General features: G+C 39.0%; 10 protein-coding genes. All 10 read right to left on the reverse strand.

The genetic code is table 11. The features are described 5' to 3' along the window. Positions 1-15: 15 nt before the first annotated feature. Positions 16-1,284, reverse strand: coding sequence for an SMP-30/gluconolactonase/LRE family protein (locus tag BT_RS14680; protein WP_224200505.1), 1,269 nt, complete (start codon positions 1,282-1,284; stop codon positions 16-18). 575 nt (positions 1,285-1,859) lie between these two features. After that, positions 1,860-5,840, reverse strand: coding sequence for a hybrid sensor histidine kinase/response regulator transcription factor (locus tag BT_RS14685; protein WP_011108527.1), 3,981 nt, complete (start codon positions 5,838-5,840; stop codon positions 1,860-1,862). A gap of 634 nt (positions 5,841-6,474) precedes the next feature. Next, the gene (locus BT_RS14690; RefSeq protein ID WP_008767181.1) at positions 6,475-7,458 is read right to left on the reverse strand and encodes a glycoside hydrolase family 43 protein; all 984 of its coding nucleotides are present in this window, start codon (positions 7,456-7,458) and stop codon (positions 6,475-6,477) included. Between the two features lie 21 nt (positions 7,459-7,479). Beyond that, positions 7,480-9,513, reverse strand: a complete 2,034-nt coding sequence (locus BT_RS14695; protein WP_011108528.1) for a hypothetical protein — start codon at positions 9,511-9,513, stop codon at positions 7,480-7,482. Between the two features lie 259 nt (positions 9,514-9,772). Then, positions 9,773-10,750 (reverse strand): family 43 glycosylhydrolase, encoded by a 978-nt coding sequence (locus BT_RS14700; protein ID WP_008767184.1) that lies wholly within the window; start codon positions 10,748-10,750, stop codon positions 9,773-9,775. A 135-nt stretch (positions 10,751-10,885) separates the two neighbouring features. Beyond that, positions 10,886-11,911 (reverse strand): glycosyl hydrolase family 43, encoded by a 1,026-nt coding sequence (locus BT_RS14705; protein ID WP_008767185.1) that lies wholly within the window; start codon positions 11,909-11,911, stop codon positions 10,886-10,888. A gap of 2 nt (positions 11,912-11,913) precedes the next feature. Next, entirely contained in the window at positions 11,914-13,122 is a 1,209-nt protein-coding gene (locus BT_RS14710) for a DUF4998 domain-containing protein (RefSeq protein WP_008767186.1), read from the reverse strand. Between the two features lie 11 nt (positions 13,123-13,133). Further along, the gene (locus BT_RS14715; RefSeq protein ID WP_008767187.1) at positions 13,134-14,330 is read right to left on the reverse strand and encodes a DUF5000 domain-containing lipoprotein; all 1,197 of its coding nucleotides are present in this window, start codon (positions 14,328-14,330) and stop codon (positions 13,134-13,136) included. 11 nt (positions 14,331-14,341) lie between these two features. Beyond that, complete coding sequence (locus tag BT_RS14720; protein ID WP_008767188.1) at positions 14,342-16,264, reverse strand: RagB/SusD family nutrient uptake outer membrane protein; 1,923 nt, start codon at positions 16,262-16,264, stop codon at positions 14,342-14,344. A gap of 11 nt (positions 16,265-16,275) precedes the next feature. Continuing rightward, positions 16,276-19,479: a SusC/RagA family TonB-linked outer membrane protein gene (locus tag BT_RS14725; RefSeq protein WP_008767190.1), complete on the reverse strand. Its 3,204-nt coding sequence runs from the start codon at positions 19,477-19,479 to the stop codon at positions 16,276-16,278. Positions 19,480-19,506: the final 27 nt, after the last annotated feature.

Genomic DNA, 19,506 nt, shown 5'->3' on the forward strand with positions numbered 1-19,506 from the left:
TATTAGTTCTAACAATCATTCTTCTTTGATTACCCGAATACGCCAATTCTCACAATCACCTACATATACATTACCTTGGGCATCAATAGCAATACCATAAGGTTTGTTGAATTTCGCTTCTGCAGCAAGCCCATCGACATATCCCGTCTGGTAGCCTATTCCAGCATATGTACTCACATATCCTTCAGGAGTAATCTTGCGAACAGTGCGCCCATAAACTGTTGTTACTAACAAATTGCCTTCCGCATCCACTGCTATTTGATTAGGCTGGTCCATACGTGAAGAAACACCTTGACCATCAATAATCCCCCAGACTCCATTACCTGCAAAGCGGGTTAGATTAGTACATTTTTTAGTGACAAGATCATAATCAGCTTTTAATATACCCTGATATGGATCACGTCCATTCCAATAAAGAGTCTTTCCATCCGGAGAGAAAGCAAGTCCACCATATCCACCGTCACCACCTATATTTTGCATATTTCCGTCAGCATCCGGGAACAAACCAACTACTAATTCATTGAACTGATCTCGTGTAATCACATATTCACAAGTCTCAGTAGCTTTATTATAGCGAAACACATGGCGTCCCCAATGATAAGTAAAAAGCGAACCGTCTACAGGATTAACAGCGATACCATTAATATGGGGCTGAGCTAATTTCTCAGAAGGAATATATGACTTAAGATCTTTGAAACCACCTTTACGAGTTACCATTCCGACTGCAACAGGATTTGCCACATAGTTATTCGCATTATCATTGCCTATAAACAATGTATCTCCATCAAGAGAGAAGCATATACTGCGTGCATTGTTCACTAAGCTTTTTGTGGAACATAAAGTCTCAATTTTACCATCTTTCATACGACGGATGCGGTGTTCTCCTTCATCTTGCAAGAACAATATGGCATCATCCCATTTATCATAAACCATCACAATAGGCCATTGGACAGAAGCCTGAAGATATGCACCATCAACTGTGGTACCTTGACCATTACCAGCTACAGTGTACACATTGCGAATATAACCATAGGAAAATAAATCAGGATAACTGTATACTACTTCCCCAACTCTGACTTTCACTACGCCACTACCACTAGCTTCAGCCACCCTAGCCATAATACGGGTAGAAGTAACCGAAATCACCTCTGCTTCTTTTTCATTCACCCATACTTGGACTTGGCTGATATCCTCTCCAAAATTATTGCCTCGAATAGAAAGTTCCGTTCCTTTGGCACCTTCTGTTGGCAAATAAGTCTGGAATACCAGATCAGAATTCTTCAATCCACCGGACCAATCCTTGTCTTCTGTACAACTAGTAAAAAAACTAGCAGCCAATAGAAAAGAGCCGACACACAAAAAACTGTTTTTCATTTTCTTTATTATTTTGGTTAAACATTTATATCATGATCCTTATAAAAGGAATTTGTTCATAAATCGTATTATTTAAGGATTATATACTTCAGCGAAGAAAAGTGGAAGAAGAGTTTTATAAAAAAACTAATACCTGCCAATTCCTTATTTATGTATCAACTCTTCTCCCTATCTACCAAACAATACATACAAAATCATATTCGCGCGAAAAATTAGATATTGATTAATAATAATTAATAGCTTATAAAGCCAGTTTCTAATCTGGTATTTATCCGTTACTTCTATATTAATTGATCTAGAAGAAAGTTTTTTCCCAACCAAATAGACTGGTCAGAAAATAAGTTCCTACCTTCGAGACATTCGCAAAGTTATCGGAACCTACCTGAAAAGGATATAAGAAATTAACCTGATATTATTAAATTCTATCCAAAAAACAGTGCAGAGATAGTCAGAATCAGTTTTAGAGCAATTTTATAAGAATTTGTTCATTGCATGAAATCTTTTGGTAACACTCCAAATTGTTTCTTAAAACAGTTTGAGAAATAAGAAGGTGAATTGAATCCTACCATATAAGAAATTTCTACAATCCCATATCTTCCATCTTTCAGAAGCTGGGCAGCTTTCTTTAAACGTATCAAACGAAGATACTCATTCGGACTCATATCCAATACTCCTTTCAGTTTGCGGTAAAAGTTAGAACGTCCCATATTCATAGCTTCCGCCATGTCATCAATCACCAGATCGGTGTTATCGAGGTGCTGAGATACATACTCGTTCAACTTCTGAATAAAAACTTCATCCGCCTTCGTTTGAGCCATCGTATCGGCCTTTATAAAAGGAGACTCTATAAAACGACGACGCAGCCTTTCACGATTACTTAACAGATTGGCAACATTGACACGCAGATATTCTACAGAAAAAGGTTTCTCAATATATGCGTCCGCTCCTTGTTCCAGTCCTTCAATCTTCGACTCCAGTGTTGTTTTAGCTGTTAACAATATAATAGGAATATGACTGTAGTCTAAATTAGACTTCAAATGCTCACACAATTCAAGTCCATCCATTTCAGGCATCATTATATCACTTATCACAAGGTTGATATACTCGTGTTCAAGTACTTTTAGTGCTTCTATCCCGTTCTCGGCTGTTATAACATGGTATAATGGCGAGAGCTGTCGGGCAACAAAAGCCAACATATCTTTATTATCTTCTACTATCAAGACCGAAGCAACTTCCTTTTTATCCTTATCAGAAGGCATTATACGTGTTTCATTATCTTCTTCATCATACACTGGCTTTTCACGATGTTCTTCTTCCAAAACATCCGAAGCCGTCTGATGCCGTATCGGAATGGAAAGGATGAAGCGGTTACACTCCATATCTTGATCCATCGTTAACGTCCCTTGATGTAATTCTGCCAATGAACGCGCCAAAGCCAGCCCAATGCCTGTTCCCGGAACTATGTCTTTTCCATCCCGATACTGTACGAAAGGACGAAATATGTTCTCACGCATCTCAATAGGGATTATCTTTCCATCATTGCTCATAACAATAGTAAACTCTTTCCCTGCCTCATCAACAGATAAGCTGAGATAAGCATATGTTTGGGCATATTTCAAAGCATTCGTAAACAAGTTGCTGAGAATCTTAGTTAAAGCTTCTTTATCCACAGAAGCCAATAATTCTTCCTCGGGAATCTCTACCTTAAGCTCAATTCCTTTCTGGTTAACCAAAGTGGTGAAGCGCTTATAAACAGAACGAATAATAGAACCGACGCTACACTCTACCGGATTTAACTTAAACCCTTTATTTTCTGTTTTACGGAAATCAAGTAATTGATTTGTCAGATTCAGTAATCGTTCTGCATTCTGGTCCATAATTTCTAATTCCATCTTCACATTTTCAGGCAGTTCCTTCTCGGTAAGTACACTTTCTAAAGGACTTTTGATCAGCGTCAGAGGGGTTCGGATCTCATGTGCCACATTCGTAAAGAACTCTATCTTAGAAGTATAAAGTTCCCGTTCTTTTTCCTGCTCAAACTTCTCCATCGCTCTCTGGTGCTTTTCGACTGCCCGCTTTCTAAAGTAGAAGAAAGTAGCGAAAAGTGCTCCGAGTATTAATATTACATAGATGATATAAGCCCATACAGACAAATAAAACGGAGGTAGAATCCGGATCTTTAAAGTACGAACATCCGGATTCCAGATTCCATCACTATTTGCAGCCTTTACCTTTAGCACATACGTCCCATAGGGTAAATTAGAATATGTAATCAGATTTTTACCCACCGAATACCATTCTGAATCATACCCTTCGAGCTTATATAATACTGTATTCATATCAGGTGACTGATAACTAAGAGCTGCTACACTGAAAGAAAACGAGTTCTGATTCGATTGAAGCTCAAGGTAGTCGGATAATGTGATACTTTGCTTTAACGGAGAGTCCGTACTACCAACCGGAACCTTTTTATTAAAGAGCATAAAATCTGTTATTACCACAGGAGGAAGAAAATCATTGTCAACAAAAACAGACGGTTCGAAAGAAATAAAACCATTAATACTACCAAAGTATATCCGTCCATTCTTGTCCTTGTAACTGGACTGATAATTAAATTGATTACTCAGTAACCCATTAGCAATCGTATACACCTTAAATTCTAAAGTTTTCGGATTAAAATGTACCAGCCCTTTATTGGTTGTAATCCAAAACAACCCCTTTTCATCTTCCTCAATTCGATGTACGACATTACTCGGCAATCCAATACTCGAATCATAACGCACAAATATCTTACCAGAAGGATCAAAGCGACAAAAGCCTCCTCCCTGTGTTGTAAACCAAAGCTGATTTTGGCTATCCTCAAATATACTCAGCACTTTGTTGGAAGGCAGGCTTGAAGGATTCGTTTCATCATGCATATAATGTTCCCACTCACCAGTACGTACATTTCTCTTATATACACCATCTATGTAAGTTGCCAGCCATAGATTCCCCTGTTTATCCTCCTTGATATTATATATAAATACCCAACCAAGTTCAGGTACACGTTCAAAACGGTTTGTTTCAGAATGATAACGGAATAATCCGGCTGTTGTTCCAAGCCATAAATTACCTGAAGTAGTCCGGCAAATAGAGAAGATATCATTAGGAGCATCAAAATAATGCTTTACAGCGTGGGTTCTCAAGTCAATCCGATTTAGCCCTTTGGCAAAATGTCCGACCCATAAATAATTCCCATCCAGACATAATCCATGTACATTATGATAAATGTCCGGATGCCTGAATGGTTCGATCAGCCCTGTAGAAGGATAATAATGAAAAAGCCCCTTATCTTCGGTACCGATCCAGAGAGTACCATCATGATCGGCACAAAACTCCCGCACTCGTTTCCCCATTTCATCAATTTCTGTCCGGGGATAGACTTTATCAAAATAAGTATATTGCTTAGGATAGTAGTTCACACCACCAAAATAAGATCCAATCCATATCCCCCCTTCACGATCTTTACAAATCGAATAAATGGCATTATCGGAAATAGAATACGGATCACCGCTCACATTCCGTAAATGAACAGTTTTCTTTGTACGTAAATTATAAATATAAAGCCCAGATTCCGTTCCGGCCCATAACTCATCATCCGAATAGAATGCTATCTCCCGAACATAAATATCATCTCCGGATTCATCTTTGGATAAAAGAGTACGCACAGTCTTATTGGTCAGATTCACTTCTTTCAACCCCGTTATGGTCCCGACATACATACAATTATAAGGACCGGGAAGTAGTTTGCATATATATTCTCCTTTGAAAGGTTCATTTCCATCTTTAGGAAATACCGGGACCAAGGTTTGGAGTTTGTCCTTTGAAAAATACAAGTTGCCATCACGTATATCCAGCCAACATACATTATCCGAATCAAAGTAAAGTTGCCCAAGACTACCAAATTTCAACCTGCCGGATTGATCTGACAGATAATTTATCAGCTTATTAGTCTGAGGATTATAATAAAAAACCGCCTGAGATTGTGTCACCACCCAAATTCCTCCGTCCTTATCTCCCGTCACCAGATTGACCGTATAATCGATCCCTGTATCTAAATCACTTTTCATTATAAAACGTTCCACAGTCTCGTGCTCAGGCGAATATACATAGAGTCCTACATCTGTTCCTATCCAGATTTGTCCTTGCTGATCTTCGTACAAGGAGGTAATGAAGTTATTCCCCAAAGTGCCGGACTCTTTCATAAAAGCCCGAAAGGAAATGCCATCATATCGGTCTAATCCATCCTTCGTTCCAAACCACATAAAACCCTGTTTATCCTGAAGAATGGCGTGAACCGTATTTTGAGATAAGCCATTATTTATATCCAGTGAACGAAAAGCATAACCCTCATTCAAATCGGCAAATACATAAAAAGTATGAAAGATAAAAACAATCAATATAGAAAGACTGTGCAATATTCTCATAACGTGCTCCTCATCTTATTAAAAAAGTATTATATACAACAAAGTTAATCTAATATCTCAAATAACAGATGCCATTGTCACTAAATCAAGTGAGCAGAACACCCTTCCATCATTGGTACTATTATACAATAAGCAAACATCAAAGAGAAACCGGTGAAAGATAATGGTTTATTGAATATGATGCGCTATTCGATTTATTAGTTAGTTATAAGACAAAAGTAGCAAACATGGAATATTTGGTGTATCAAAAATTGTTCAAAAGTTAACAGATTCTATGCAAATACATGGAAATACATAACTAAAACAACGATACAGTAGTATAAAACAATAGAGGAACCGTATTCGATCCCTCTATCAGTTTGAATAAAATAAATATCTTATGCAATCCACTCAATACGTATGGAAAGATTGACAAGCAAACATAAGTATTCCGGCAAGGATAAATAACTGTTGTAACAATGCCTAATATACCTGACTTCAGACACTAATGCCTGCGTTATCAGACATTAATAACTGACTTCTCAACTGTTAAGACCTGACATGCCAACTATTAATATCTGACGTATCAATCATTAATATCTGAAGTCTCCTACTTTTTGAACAATATTTGCTCAGAAAAAATAAAGATAACCGTTTACTTTATAACTTTCGGTTTAATAACCTTTCCGGTTATAGAAACGACACCTTGTTTAGATATGGTAAAGTCTTTAAAGTATGAAGTACGCGGGTGTATTTTCTCTTTATTCCAATGAGCGTGAAAAATATATTTCCAACTGCCGTCTTTGCATTGAAAAGGAGCACCATGTCCAGTACCTACCAGTCCGGTAGACTCATCCCCTTGCAAGAGCGGATTCTTGTCATACTTAGTCCATGGTCCCATTGGCGACTTAGAAGTGGCATATCCTACTCCATAGCCTTTATTCTGATAGTGATTGGCAGAGTAAATCAAATAATACATACCCTTCTTTTTCAGCACCGAAGGTCCTTCCGCTACTTTAGCCTGCAATAGTTCCCACGGCTCTTCTGCTTTTATACATTCCGATAAAGTCTCCTTTTTAATCTTCATTAAATCATCGGTCATCTGAGCTACCCAGATAACATTTCCATCTGTGAAACGTACAAAATAGAGGTATGGAGTACCATCGTCATCAATGAAAAGAGAGGTATCTATACTCTTCTCCTCCCAGATAGGTTGCTTCGACTCTTGCCGAAAAGGTCCTACCGGAGAATCTGAGGTAGCCACACAGATATGTTCTTCTACAGAATAAAACATATAAAATTTCTTCTTTGATTGAATATAATAAACCTCCGGCGCCCAGAATCCCCATTTACCATATGAATCATCTGCAGAAAGCGCCTGCCTCTCACGTTTCCAGTTTTTCAGATCATCAGAAGAAAAACAGGCAAATCCTTCGTTCACTGTACCTCCGGTGCCATAAGCATAGTACTTATTATTGTAAAGCATCACAAACGGATCAGCAATAGGCAAGTAGTCCGTTTCCGTACGTTTGTTCTCAAACGGAGCATTGTTATCACCTTTATCCACTGTACTGCTATTTACATTTCCTCCAAGAAGCAGGCAGAAGAACAGTAGAATATAGAATCGTTTCTTTAGCATATATATCACAGATTAGATGAATTACTTAACCAACATCTTTTCGGCACGTCCCGGAGTCAATAGCTCCCACAAAGAGGCTACCGTCCATCCCGGTGCAAAGATATCGTTATAATATCCTTTTCCGTTCCTTCCATAATCCCAGTTCGTATGTTGAACAACTTCCGGATAATAACCGACTTTGGCAATGCCGCACATATGACCATCGTGAGGCAATAACTGCCGCATAGACGTAGAAATCACTTCCGCAAAATCTGCAAAACGAGGTTCTTTATATTCTTTAGACAACCACTGAAGCACGGAAGCAAACTCAAAGATAAACACATCGATATGGTTATTCTCTACGGACACATTACCCCATCCACGTGTCTTCAGTCCTATATCACCCAACATTTGACCGGGAGCAAAAGGTACATCCCACAAATAATACCATGACAACGCAAAATATGCAGCTTTTTTCGTCAGGTCGGCATAATGCTTATGCTCTTCTCCTTTGGTTATCAATGCCAAATAGTAAGTAGCAGTTGCAGCATAAAGCGATGCCTCCTTATCTTCACAGTTTGCATCAAGTGTAGAGGAGAAATAATCTGCTTTCGAAATCAGTTCATTTTCCAGATAATCCGCTGTCTTCTTGGCACTATCCAGATAGCGTTTATCTTTAAAATACTTATATCCCATCACTAATGGCAGAGTAGCCGAAGGAGTACTACCACCGCTCTTATCGACTATAGAAAAATCATCCCGGAACTTACGTGGAAAACTACCATCCTGATTCTGCAATTGCATAAACATGTCAAGCATCTTCTTCATCCGTTGTTCCCACTCCGGATGGCGACGTCCTTGTTCTTTCTCGTATGCCAGGAAATGAAGCATTGCATAGATTCCTTCTGATTGACGGCGAATACTATGAACCGGTTCCTCAAAGTTACGATCCAGATTCACAAATTCCTTAAAGAACCCTGCCTCAGTAAAGCCATTCTTCAAGTAACTGTCAAAAATCTTAAGGCTGTTTTCCTTCAGTTCTGCCCGATTGCTTTCCCAGCCATATTCCCAAGCATTGAATGCATTCAAAAGAACACGTCCGACAAAACCGACTTCCGCCTCTCCGTTACTTTTACAATCATCTGTCCGCAAGCCTACCCCTGAATAGTAAGTCAACTCCGGTTTACTCACCAAGCTATTCACGAAAAAAGAACTAAGAGTATTTTTCATGTCCGCTATTGAATAGGGAGTATCAACTGGCTTTGGAGCATAAGTATCGTAACAATATTCCCAAGTATGACGAATAAAATCCGAGTAATCTTCGGCTGCATCTTCATAAATAGTCCAGTTCAATAAAACGGTTTCACCTTTTTTCAACAACTGAAAAGCCTTTACCTGCGGGGCCAATGTCAGCTTGCGAATATAGCTCTTAGGAGCTTCCTGATAGGGGAAACCGAAAGAAAGTGTAGCTATGCCATTACGATTCTCAAAGCCGGTGAAACCAAGGGAGGTTTTACCGGAAAGAATAACCTCTCCCTCCCGATGAGTAGTCAAAGCGTCATTCTCGAACTGATCGATACGGTTTACGGTCATAAAACGTTTGGTTCCCTCACTGTAGATACCTGTAAGAGGGGTACTTAACCTATCTTCACGCACCAACCAACTATCCGAAGTATGAAACGAGGGAGCCGACTTTGGAGAACGAAGATTACGGCGATACCAGAATCCGGGCATGTAGAACTGGCAGTCATCATGGCGGAACCCTGTTGACACTTGTTGACTGTAATTAAAATATACATCCTCCAATGCAGTGATACATACTGTTATCTGCGATTTTCCGCCTTTTTCTTCTATTGTTTGATAAACTGTCAACGGAATTCTTTCAGAGGCTTCCAACTGATAAGCGCTTTTGTCGTTTTTGGTCTTCTGGAAAGTCAACGGGTACTGTTTTGCCTCATTTCCCGGCACTTTCAAAGAAATAGATGCGGATACACGTTCCGACACATTGTCAATAGCCTTTACGGTTCCGACACATACCAAAATAGCTATTCCACAAAGTAAGCATTTTAAATTCATATAAATCAAATTATGCGAATCAGTAGCAATCAATCTCCGATTCTGTTAGTATTAAATTTTGTTGTTATCTTAATTCTGTCTGTTCTACAAAATAAAATCTTTGATGACGAAGGCAAAGTTAGCAAACATCAGCTGTTCAGAATGCCACAAATTGACCGATAAAAGAAAAATTCTGTTCAAACTGCCTAAAAAAACAACTAATTATATTGGAATAATACCTATTTTAATCTCTCCTGTCAATATCTAAAAAGAAATCGTTTTAAAAATGAGGTTTGGGGGATTCTGTAGAAGCAGAACTACTTTTCACAACAGGCCACCCTTTTTTCCAATCAACTCTATCTAACAATAAAACTCTCCCATAGGGATTGGAAACACTCACTCCATGATATAAAATCCAATCATTATCTGCTTTATCGGTTATTAGTTCCGCATTATGTCCTGTGCCTACAAAGCTTTTGTTGTTATGAATCAATACCACATGGTTATTATCGAGCATAGACCTTCCCTGTTTATCCAAATAAGGTCCCCACAATGAACTAGAACGCCCTACTACTGTCTGATACGTACTTTTCAATCCTTCACAACAAGTTCCGGTAGAAGCAAACAGATAGTAATATCCATTCTTTTTATGAATATAAGTCCCCTCATAAGCGGTTCCTGCTATCTGTTTCTTGTCTGCTCCAGATTTTACTTTTAGCCCGTCGGCTGTTAACTCTATTCCATATATGCCGCGAAAACTCCCCCAAAACATATATTTCCGCCCTCCATCTTCTATATAAAATGGATCAATCGAATTCTGAACCCCAATTTCATTACTTCTAAACATCATTCCATGATCTACGAAAGGGCCTTCCGGTTTGTCGGCAGTAGCTACGCCTATTCCACAAGTCCACTCACCTCCCCAGCAAGACATCGAATAATAGAGTACATATTTGTCTCCTATTTTATTAATGTCAGGTGCCCATAAATTCCCTTTTGGCTCAAAAGTCGGACGTGTTTCATCGGTAAAAGCTGTACCGACAGACTCCCATTTGATCAAGTCTTTAGAACGGTGAATCGGTAAATTCCTGATATCTTCCGTTGCATACAAATAAAAGTATCCATCCTCTGCCCTGATCACACTGGGATCGGGCAAACTATAATTAACAACCGGGTTCTTATAAGTCTTAGCGGGATCTTCTGCCATAAGCGTAAAACTTATGGTAAGGAGAATTTCTATTAACAACAGTTTTTTCATCTCTATATTGTTTTAATCTGACACATCTATATAGTAAAAGCGTGAAATATGTGGTAATATTCCACGCTTTACTTAATCTATTTACTCATTTACAGAAATAATATCTAATATAATGACATCCAATATCCTGCAATCTTATTTATACAGTACCTTATTACGGTCACAAATAAGTTTTCCATCCTTAAACTCCAATTCCGCCATCTGCAAGAAACTCAGTTTCTGGTAAACATCATCACCAGCCTCGTGTGTATTTGGATTATATCCTAAAAAGGGTTGCACATGGTATACAATGAATGCCCGATCATTTCTGATAATGACACTAGGATGCCGGGCGCGAGTATTGTCAAAGAACCGAGTACCCGGTTCATACATGACAATTCCTTGATATTCCCAGTTCTCCGCATCTTTCGAACGATACACGGCCAATCCTTTATGAGGATCAGCTATTATCCAGAAATAACCTTTCCACTGAAAAGCATAAGCCCCCTCCTGATATGTATGCTTCGTCACCTCGACATTATTAATATCGCCTTTGGCAAGCCCCTTTAATGTCCAATGATACAAATCATTACTTTGTGCATAATACAATCCGCCTGTATCTTCTGTCGGACGGTCACGATACCACATATCCCAACGATCACCATTCTTTACAACAGTCGCATCAATAGAAATCGGAGTATCCACCACTGTATTTACCCGTCTCCACCCTGAAATCATATCTTCCAAAGGTGCAGAGAAATGAACAATGTTACTAGGTCCACCCCAGACCGGAGTAGAGTCATCTTTCAAAGTCACAAACATATGGGCACTATCACCTTCCACAATCACACCCGGTGCCCAATACGTTTTCTCACTATCCGGCTGACCGCCTACACCATCGAACGAGCAATATCCCGCAAACTTCCAATGTACAAAATCTTTGGACACAGCAACCCCCACAGGCGTTCCTACATAAGAAGCCTGATCTTTAAAAGGACGACGTGATGTATAAAAAATCATCCATTCTTCTGTTTTAGGATTCCAGGTTATCTCCGGATCAGCCGGACCATGATAGTGATTATCTACATAAATGGGTGAAGGAATGATCACCTTACCATCAGACTGACAAGAACAAAGTCCCCATATCACCCATACTAAAATACCAGCAAGTAGATGTTTCATTTTTATTCACTTTTATAAAATGTAAATTCCGAGAACTGTACATATCCCTGTCCACTCCATGAATCGAGAACCTTAATTCTTATATAGCGAACCTCCGGAATACCTGATGGAAAATCAAACTTTTCTCCTTTTGCTATATAAGAATTGTCTTCATCCGTATTCTCGCCAACAGGCTTGCCAGAAGGCTTGAAAGAATTACAAGTTATCAGCTTAGTCCATCCATCCCAAGAAGAATTTGCCGGTTCATCTTCTCTACCCCAGATTTCCCAGCTCTTCATATTTCCTCCATTATAATTCAAATCATCACGAACAACCGAAAACAAGTCAAAACGCTTTAAAAGAGCTTTCTCTCCTAAATCGAAAGTAAACCAAGCAGGAAAAACGATCGGATTCGTATTATCACTATGTGCATAGTTTGTATTTTCGTATGCATTATCCCATGCTTTCCATAATGCTCCTCCCCAAGCGTTCAATCGGATATCATTATCCAGTATTATTTCACGGAATGTACTTTTATCCATTTCAACTATTTTTTCTGGGAATACCCCCGTTGAAGAAACAGAGAAAGTATCTACTGCATTCACCTCCGGAATATAATATGTTTTGACTTCATAGGCTCCCCGCGGCTTCCAATCAGTAATCTTAATCTGATTATCTCCTCTTGCCACCTCTTGTTCCTGCTTCTCGCCGGCACTATTCAGATAAAACACTTTAGTTGCCAATGCTTCGGCCATTTCTGAGGAAAAATTTAGTAACAGATTTTCCCCTTCAACCTCTGTACTCAACAAAGAACGTACCCGTAAAGAACTTATGTACCGATCACCATAAGTTTTACTTCCTTTTGAGGTTGAAATAGAACGATACCCACTTTTGTTATAGGTAACAATCTCAAATTGATAAGTACCTTCAGGTAAATTCTCTATAAAAACACGAAAAGTATCTACCGGATCTATCCGTTTAACAGGCACTACTAAAGAGTCATTGTCCGGTGTCCAATGAATAACGCACCTTTCTGTATCCATACCATATTTAAGTAATCCCGTTACTTCTACCCGATTATATCCAGGACGTATGTCAACAGAATCCATTTTTGCCGCATAGATAGTTTCACCGGCATCCAGATACTCTTGGATCGTGTCCAACTGACCGGAGCAAGCTCCGGCAGTCAATACAACACTAAGTATTAATCCTATCTTATATAAATATTTCATATTCAGCTCTTTTAATTGTTAGATATTACATTGCCCCAGAAAGTAAATTCTGTAAAGTGTATAAAGTCCATACCTCCCCATGTTTCAAGAACCTTGAAACGAATATATCTCACTGGAGGAGCTTCTGCCGGAAATTCGAAATCCTCACCTGCTTGCAAATATTCCCAGTCTTCTGCTGTATGCTGCCCAACAGGTAGTCCTGACGGTTTATGAGACTCACAATCCATCAATTTAGTCCATCCATCCCAACTTCCGTCAGCAGGAGGCGTATCTGTTCTCCCCCAAACTTCCCAAGTCTTTAGATTACCACGCTGGAAAGCATGTTCCTCCATAAAAAGATGATAGAATTTATACCTGCTCAGTTTCGCAGTGACTCCCATATCAAAAGTAAACCACATCGGGAATGTATCTCCACCCGGACTATGTACAAAAAGAGCAGGAGTATAATCGTCATTCCATGCATAAGCTAAGTTTCCTCCCCACGCATTACATGCTACATCATTCGGCAATATGTATGGATAGAAAAGTTTTTTATTTAATCGGGTTTCCTCGTAAGGAGTTAAAACATTATATAAAGTATCCGAACTATTCCCCCAACGGTCAACTACATAAATATCAAACATCCTTTCTTCTGCTTTAAATCCACGAACATAAAAAGGTCCTTTCTCTGCCTGTGTATATTGTACATGAGCTTCATAAGGCTGATTTAACGAATCAGTAGTTACAACATGAATAGAAAGACTCGCTTTTTCTGGATTTTTGAAATTTACATATACCCCACCAAATGTAGCATTCACTTCCAAAGATTCGAAGGTAGTCAGAACAGAAGGCTTCAATGGAGTTACTACTGCAACAGTCGTAGCCCCCTCATTTTCCATCCGGTCCACACAAGACAATTCAACTTCATGTTCATTCATATCTCCAAATCCATTGACAGTCAATTCATTTGCATAGACTGAGGCTCTAGCCTCCATTTCTTTCCCCTGACCAACTTTATAGCGGGCTCTCACATACATGATATCCGGATTATCTGGTAGTTGATAAGATATAACCGCTCCACCCGGAATATTTTTCACTTTAATCTCTGATACTACACCAGGAGCACCAGCTTCCACATCTTTCCCAAAGGGTCTTATGTTATCGTCTTCTTTGCATCCGATTGATAAGAATATCAAGACAAGATGCAATACCATTATATATGATTTCATAATATTCATTTTTACCAACCAGGATTTTGAACTAATTTAGGATTCACAATGCAGTCATAATCTTTTAAGGGCCAAAGATTTTCACGATCTTCATAGTTACGAATAAAATAAGTATTCAGCTTATAATATTCGTTTGTTTCAGATTGATTAATATCCCATCCTTGCAAAGACTTATTAAAGTATTGATTAGCCAGATTCCAGCGTCTTATATCCCAAAAACGCTGCCCTTCCAACGCCAACTCAATCATTCTTTCCTTGCGCACAATTGTCTGAAAGCCTTCATAAGTATTGGGTTTATTGGCATCATTCGCATATAAACGCCATGAATCTTTTACTCCCTTTAGCCCGGCTCTTGCTCTCACTTTGTCAATGTAAGTATAGCAATCCTCAGGCACTGTGCCTTCTTCTTTCTTAGCCTCATTCAAAGCTTCAGCATACAACAGATATAAATCTGCCAACCGTATTATCGGGAAAGGATATGTCTCTATCTGTATGCTTGCAGGAACCATCGCATTCTGATAACGTACCAGCTTCTTTGCAAAATATCCAGTGATTGAATACAAAGTATTTCCACGCTTTCCTGAAGCCTGTTTGGCTTTTGCCTGAAGATACCACATATCATTATCATCCATCTTACCAATGCCATACCAACTGGAACCATCGAAACCTAGTGTTGCATAAAAACGAGGTTCTCTATCAAAGTGTAGTTTTGCAGTCGTATAACCCGGTTGAATATAATACTTATCGGCTTCAGTTGCTACTTGAGTAGTGTATCGCTTACTATAATCATAATTTTTGTCTTCATCCATTGGTACACCATTCTTAGTATAAAAAGTTTCAGCCACAGCCAAAGTGGGTGCAAATGTTCCATTTCGGGCATTATGATATCGGTCGTCAGAAGAGTAATTAGACTCTAACCAAGGCTGACAAAGTACCTGCAAATCTCTTATACCCGATTGTCCACATCCCCAAACAAGTTCTTTATTCCAACGCTCGGTAACCTTGCAACGATTACTTAATGAAAGAATTGTTTCATCACTCAATTGGGTAGAAGACATATTTACGAACTCATAAAGTCCATGTCCCGCTTCCTCCGCACATTGAATGGCCTCCAAACAGGCATCCGCAGCTTTTGTCCATTTCTCATTATCATATACCTGATTAAAGAATGGTTCACCTTCGGCATTTTTGAAATTTGCATAATCCAGATTGCCATTAAAAAACGGGCTCGCTGCAAATGCTAATATCTTAGCCTTAATAGCCTTAGCAGCCGGACGAGTTATTCGTCCCATTTCTGCTGCTTCGTTCTGAATATTCAATGGCAAATATTCGACTGACTCATCTATCAGAGAAACAATATAAGTCACAATATCATCTATCTTATCGCGAACGACTCTCACTTCATCCTCACCAGCCGAAACCGGGATGTTTTCTTTTATAATTGGGATAGGACCATACATTCTCATCATCCAAAAATGATAGAAGGCTTTCAAGACCTTGGCTTCTGCCTTCCATGTTTCTTTATCATAAGCCGAAAGATCAGGAACCTTCTCTATGTTTTCTATAAAAACATTACAATCACGTATCCCTACAAACATGGCTTTTCCCCATTGTGTCCCATTCCAATAATCGACCAAAGGTTCATTGGAATTTTGCATGCCTTTGGCTATCCAAAAAGTCGTTTTATTTGAATAGTCGGCAGAATTATCACTATAATACCACACTTCATCACCTACATCCATCCCCGGGTCGGTTCCAATCTTACCATGTTCCGGAACAAAAGAGTAGCAAGTGAACAGAAATCTTTCAGCAGAACTCTTGTTATTAAAAGCCATCTCTAAAGTCGGCAGATTATCTGGAACAATATCAAGATAATCACATCCAGACAAGAAACCTAAGAGTAGCAGGAAATTAAATATCTTCTTAGTTTTCATATTATTATTCTTTAAAAGTCAACTTGTATACCTAAATTAATAACACGCTGATTGGGATATCCGACTCCTAATCCACCCATCTCCGGATCCCAAAGTTTAAATTTACTGAAGGTCAATAAATTAGTTCCATTCGCATACAAACGCAATTTAGTCAAATGAATCTTCTTTATCATTTGTTGCGGAAAGCTATACCCTAACTCTAATGATTTCAGGCGCATGAAAGAACCATCACGCATCCACCAAGTACTCACTTGAGTATTATTCTTTATCGATTCAGTAGAAAGACGCGGCCAGAATGCATAAATATCACGATGTTCTTCTGACCAATAGCTATCAGCTATCGCCTGAAATAATGCTGTCTTCCGAGTATAAGAACCTGTCGTTGACGGAGGATTATTGAATGGTGCTATCTGCTCCGAATCTATAAAGAAACTAGATCTTGCAGATCCTTGGAAGAAACAAGATATGTCCCAATTCTTAAATCCCATTGACAACCCAAAACCATACGTAATCTCAGGCGTTGTAGGATAACCGATAGGAACTAAGTCAGCATCAGATATCTTTCCATCTTTATTTATATCCTTATACTTGATATCACCAGGCAAATATGTCCCAAAACTTTGTACCGGAGAGTTTGCAATATCTGCCTCATCTACAAAAAGTCGCTCTGCAATATATCCCCATTGTTGGCTCAAACTGTAACCGACTCTTGACCTCCATGGTAATCCGGCAGCAGCATAATCCGGTTCATCAGCCACTTTAAATTCACTTGTCGCATAAGTGAAATTACCATAACCCTGCAACCAAATCTTATTATTAAACCAATGGTTATAATTCACCGACAAGTCTACTCCATGAGATGCAGCTTCACCTACATTAGCACGTACACTAGCCTCCAATCCCATTGTAGTAGGAATAAAACTTCTGTCCATTAGGATTTTAGAACGGTCTTCACGGAAATAGTCAAATTGTACATCCAAACTATTGAACAAGCCTAGTTCAAAACCAATATTCAGCTTCTTTGCAACTTCCCATGTTATAAACTCATTGGGATAACGTACCGTGGAAATCCCATCTTTATAATTTCCCCAGTTGGTTCCAAAAACCTGTCCTCTACCGGAAGAGTTCATATTCATATTAGACAAGTAGAAAAATCGATCTGAATCACTTCCTATTGCATCATTACCGACAAGACCATAAGTAACCTTTAACTTCAACTTATTTGCCACTTTCTCTATCGGTCTCCAAAAAGCCTCATTAGAGAGCATCCATGCACCTCCTATAGAAGGGAAAAAACCATATCTTTCATTCTGAGCGAATCGTTCGGATCCATTGTATCCAAAGTTGAATTCTACAAAATAACGGCTATCATAACCATAAGACATTCGACCAGATATTCCCTGATTTCTTTTAGGTAATGATTTTATAACACTACCGGCATTCCCCAAGAGTTCTTCTTTCCTTTGATATACCAACAAAGCTCCTACATCGTGCAAACCAAACTTCCGGACATAATTGGCTTTAGCCTGCATATATATTTGGGTATAGACATCTTTCGGCCCTTCACTATAGCCCAGATATTCTGTCCCGCTATCAGGATTTAGTGCTTGTAATACATAGTTATCCGACTCTTTATCATAAAAACCAATTTTATAGTAATACGGAGTATAAGAGCGGGAAACATCAAAATAAGAACGTCTCACTGTACTAAAATGCCCTTGTACAGTTAACCCCTCTGTTATAAAGTCCAAATTCTGCTCAATTTCTGCTTGTGCAGAAATGTTGGTACGACTATAATCCTTATACCCGCTAGTCATAATTGCATAAGGATTGATATGGTTAGCTCCCTCCATGTTACCGAAAAGCGGATGTCCTACCCCTTGATTTTGTAAATCAGGCAAATAATATTTAGGAAAATCAACCGGACTTGCGTGTATAGCATGATCGAATAAGATATTACCTCCGTCAACAGGACCACGATAATCATCAAAATCAGCCTGAAAACGCACCTTCACTTCTGTTGTCTTTGTCAGATGAATATTAAAAGTTGATAAGATATTGTACTTCTTCAGGCTAATGTTCGAATTAAAGTTATTCAATCCATCATTCTTAAGTAATCCTGTGTCATTACTAAATGTGCCCGCCAGATAATAAGTTGCCACACTACCACCACCTCTTACATTGAAGTTTACCCGCTGATTAACAGTATAATCTTTAAACATCTCTTTCATCCAGTCTACGGTCGGGTAAACATACGGATTCCTATTGGGAGCCATAGTATTAGCAATTTTAGATTCCGGATAAGGAATGACCCCTTGAGGATCACGTGTCAGAACGGCTTCATTGTTTAATCTCATATATGAAATAGGATCAGCAATATCAATCATCTTCGTCGGAGCTGAAAAGGAATTCTCCACACGAACCGACACCTGAGCTTTTCCTTCCTTTCCTTCTTTTGTTGTTACCAAGATAACTCCATTTGCACCACGTGCTCCATATAACGCTGTAGATGTCGCGTCTTTCAATACTGAGAAACTAGCAATGTCATCGGGCTGTACTCGCGCCAAGTCATCTGACGATACTTCCACATTATCAAGCAAAATCAATGGGTCTTTTTTATAACCAAACGTCGTTACACCACGTATAAAAAAATTAGCATTGTCTTTCCCTGGTTCACCACTACGTTGATACGCTATCACACCTGCCATACGCCCAGCCAAAGAAGTAGTCAGATTACTACTGGGTGTTTTCAGCTCCGCAGGTTTTACAGTCTGAATAGAACCGATTACACTCTCTTTTTTTTGCTTAGCAAAAGCTACTACTGTCACTTCTTCCAGCTCATCCCGTAATTCTTTCATCACAATCTTCATAGACGCTTTTCCTCTAACAGGAACCAGTTGAGTCTCCAAACCTATAAAGGTTATTTGCAAAACATCACTCTCGCCAACTTCGATCGTGAAATTACCATCTATATCAGTTATGACACCGCCAGCTTTCCCTTGTATCTGGACAGTAGCACCTGTTACCGGTGCTCCTGCCTCATCCAATACATTACCTCTAAATTTCTTTGTCTTATTCTGCTGAATCTCTGTTATACTGTCTGTTGCATAAGAAGAAACTACAGGAAAAGGACAACAAAGACCAACTAACAGGATACATGCCCTCCAAGAGATTGACAACCGTCCTCTCTTTGCAAAGTTTGTCATAGTAAACATAAGTTCTCAGATTTAACGTTTAACAAA

Source organism: Bacteroides thetaiotaomicron VPI-5482 (assembly GCF_000011065.1).
GTDB lineage: Bacteria > Bacteroidota > Bacteroidia > Bacteroidales > Bacteroidaceae > Bacteroides > Bacteroides thetaiotaomicron.

Bases quoted from the DNA above. Each gene is read 5' to 3' on its own strand.
- BT_RS14685 (WP_011108527.1), bottom strand. From the start codon at position 5,840: ATGAGAATATTGCACAGTCTTTCTATATTGATTGTTTTTATCTTTCAT.
- BT_RS14690 (WP_008767181.1), bottom strand. From the start codon at position 7,458: ATGCTAAAGAAACGATTCTATATTCTACTGTTCTTCTGCCTGCTTCTT.
- BT_RS14695 (WP_011108528.1), bottom strand. From the start codon at position 9,513: ATGAATTTAAAATGCTTACTTTGTGGAATAGCTATTTTGGTATGTGTC.
- BT_RS14700 (WP_008767184.1), bottom strand. From the start codon at position 10,750: ATGAAAAAACTGTTGTTAATAGAAATTCTCCTTACCATAAGTTTTACG.
- BT_RS14705 (WP_008767185.1), bottom strand. From the start codon at position 11,911: ATGAAACATCTACTTGCTGGTATTTTAGTATGGGTGATATGGGGACTT.
- BT_RS14710 (WP_008767186.1), bottom strand. From the start codon at position 13,122: ATGAAATATTTATATAAGATAGGATTAATACTTAGTGTTGTATTGACT.
- BT_RS14715 (WP_008767187.1), bottom strand. From the start codon at position 14,330: ATGAAATCATATATAATGGTATTGCATCTTGTCTTGATATTCTTATCA.
- BT_RS14720 (WP_008767188.1), bottom strand. From the start codon at position 16,264: ATGAAAACTAAGAAGATATTTAATTTCCTGCTACTCTTAGGTTTCTTG.
- BT_RS14725 (WP_008767190.1), bottom strand. From the start codon at position 19,479: ATGTTTACTATGACAAACTTTGCAAAGAGAGGACGGTTGTCAATCTCT.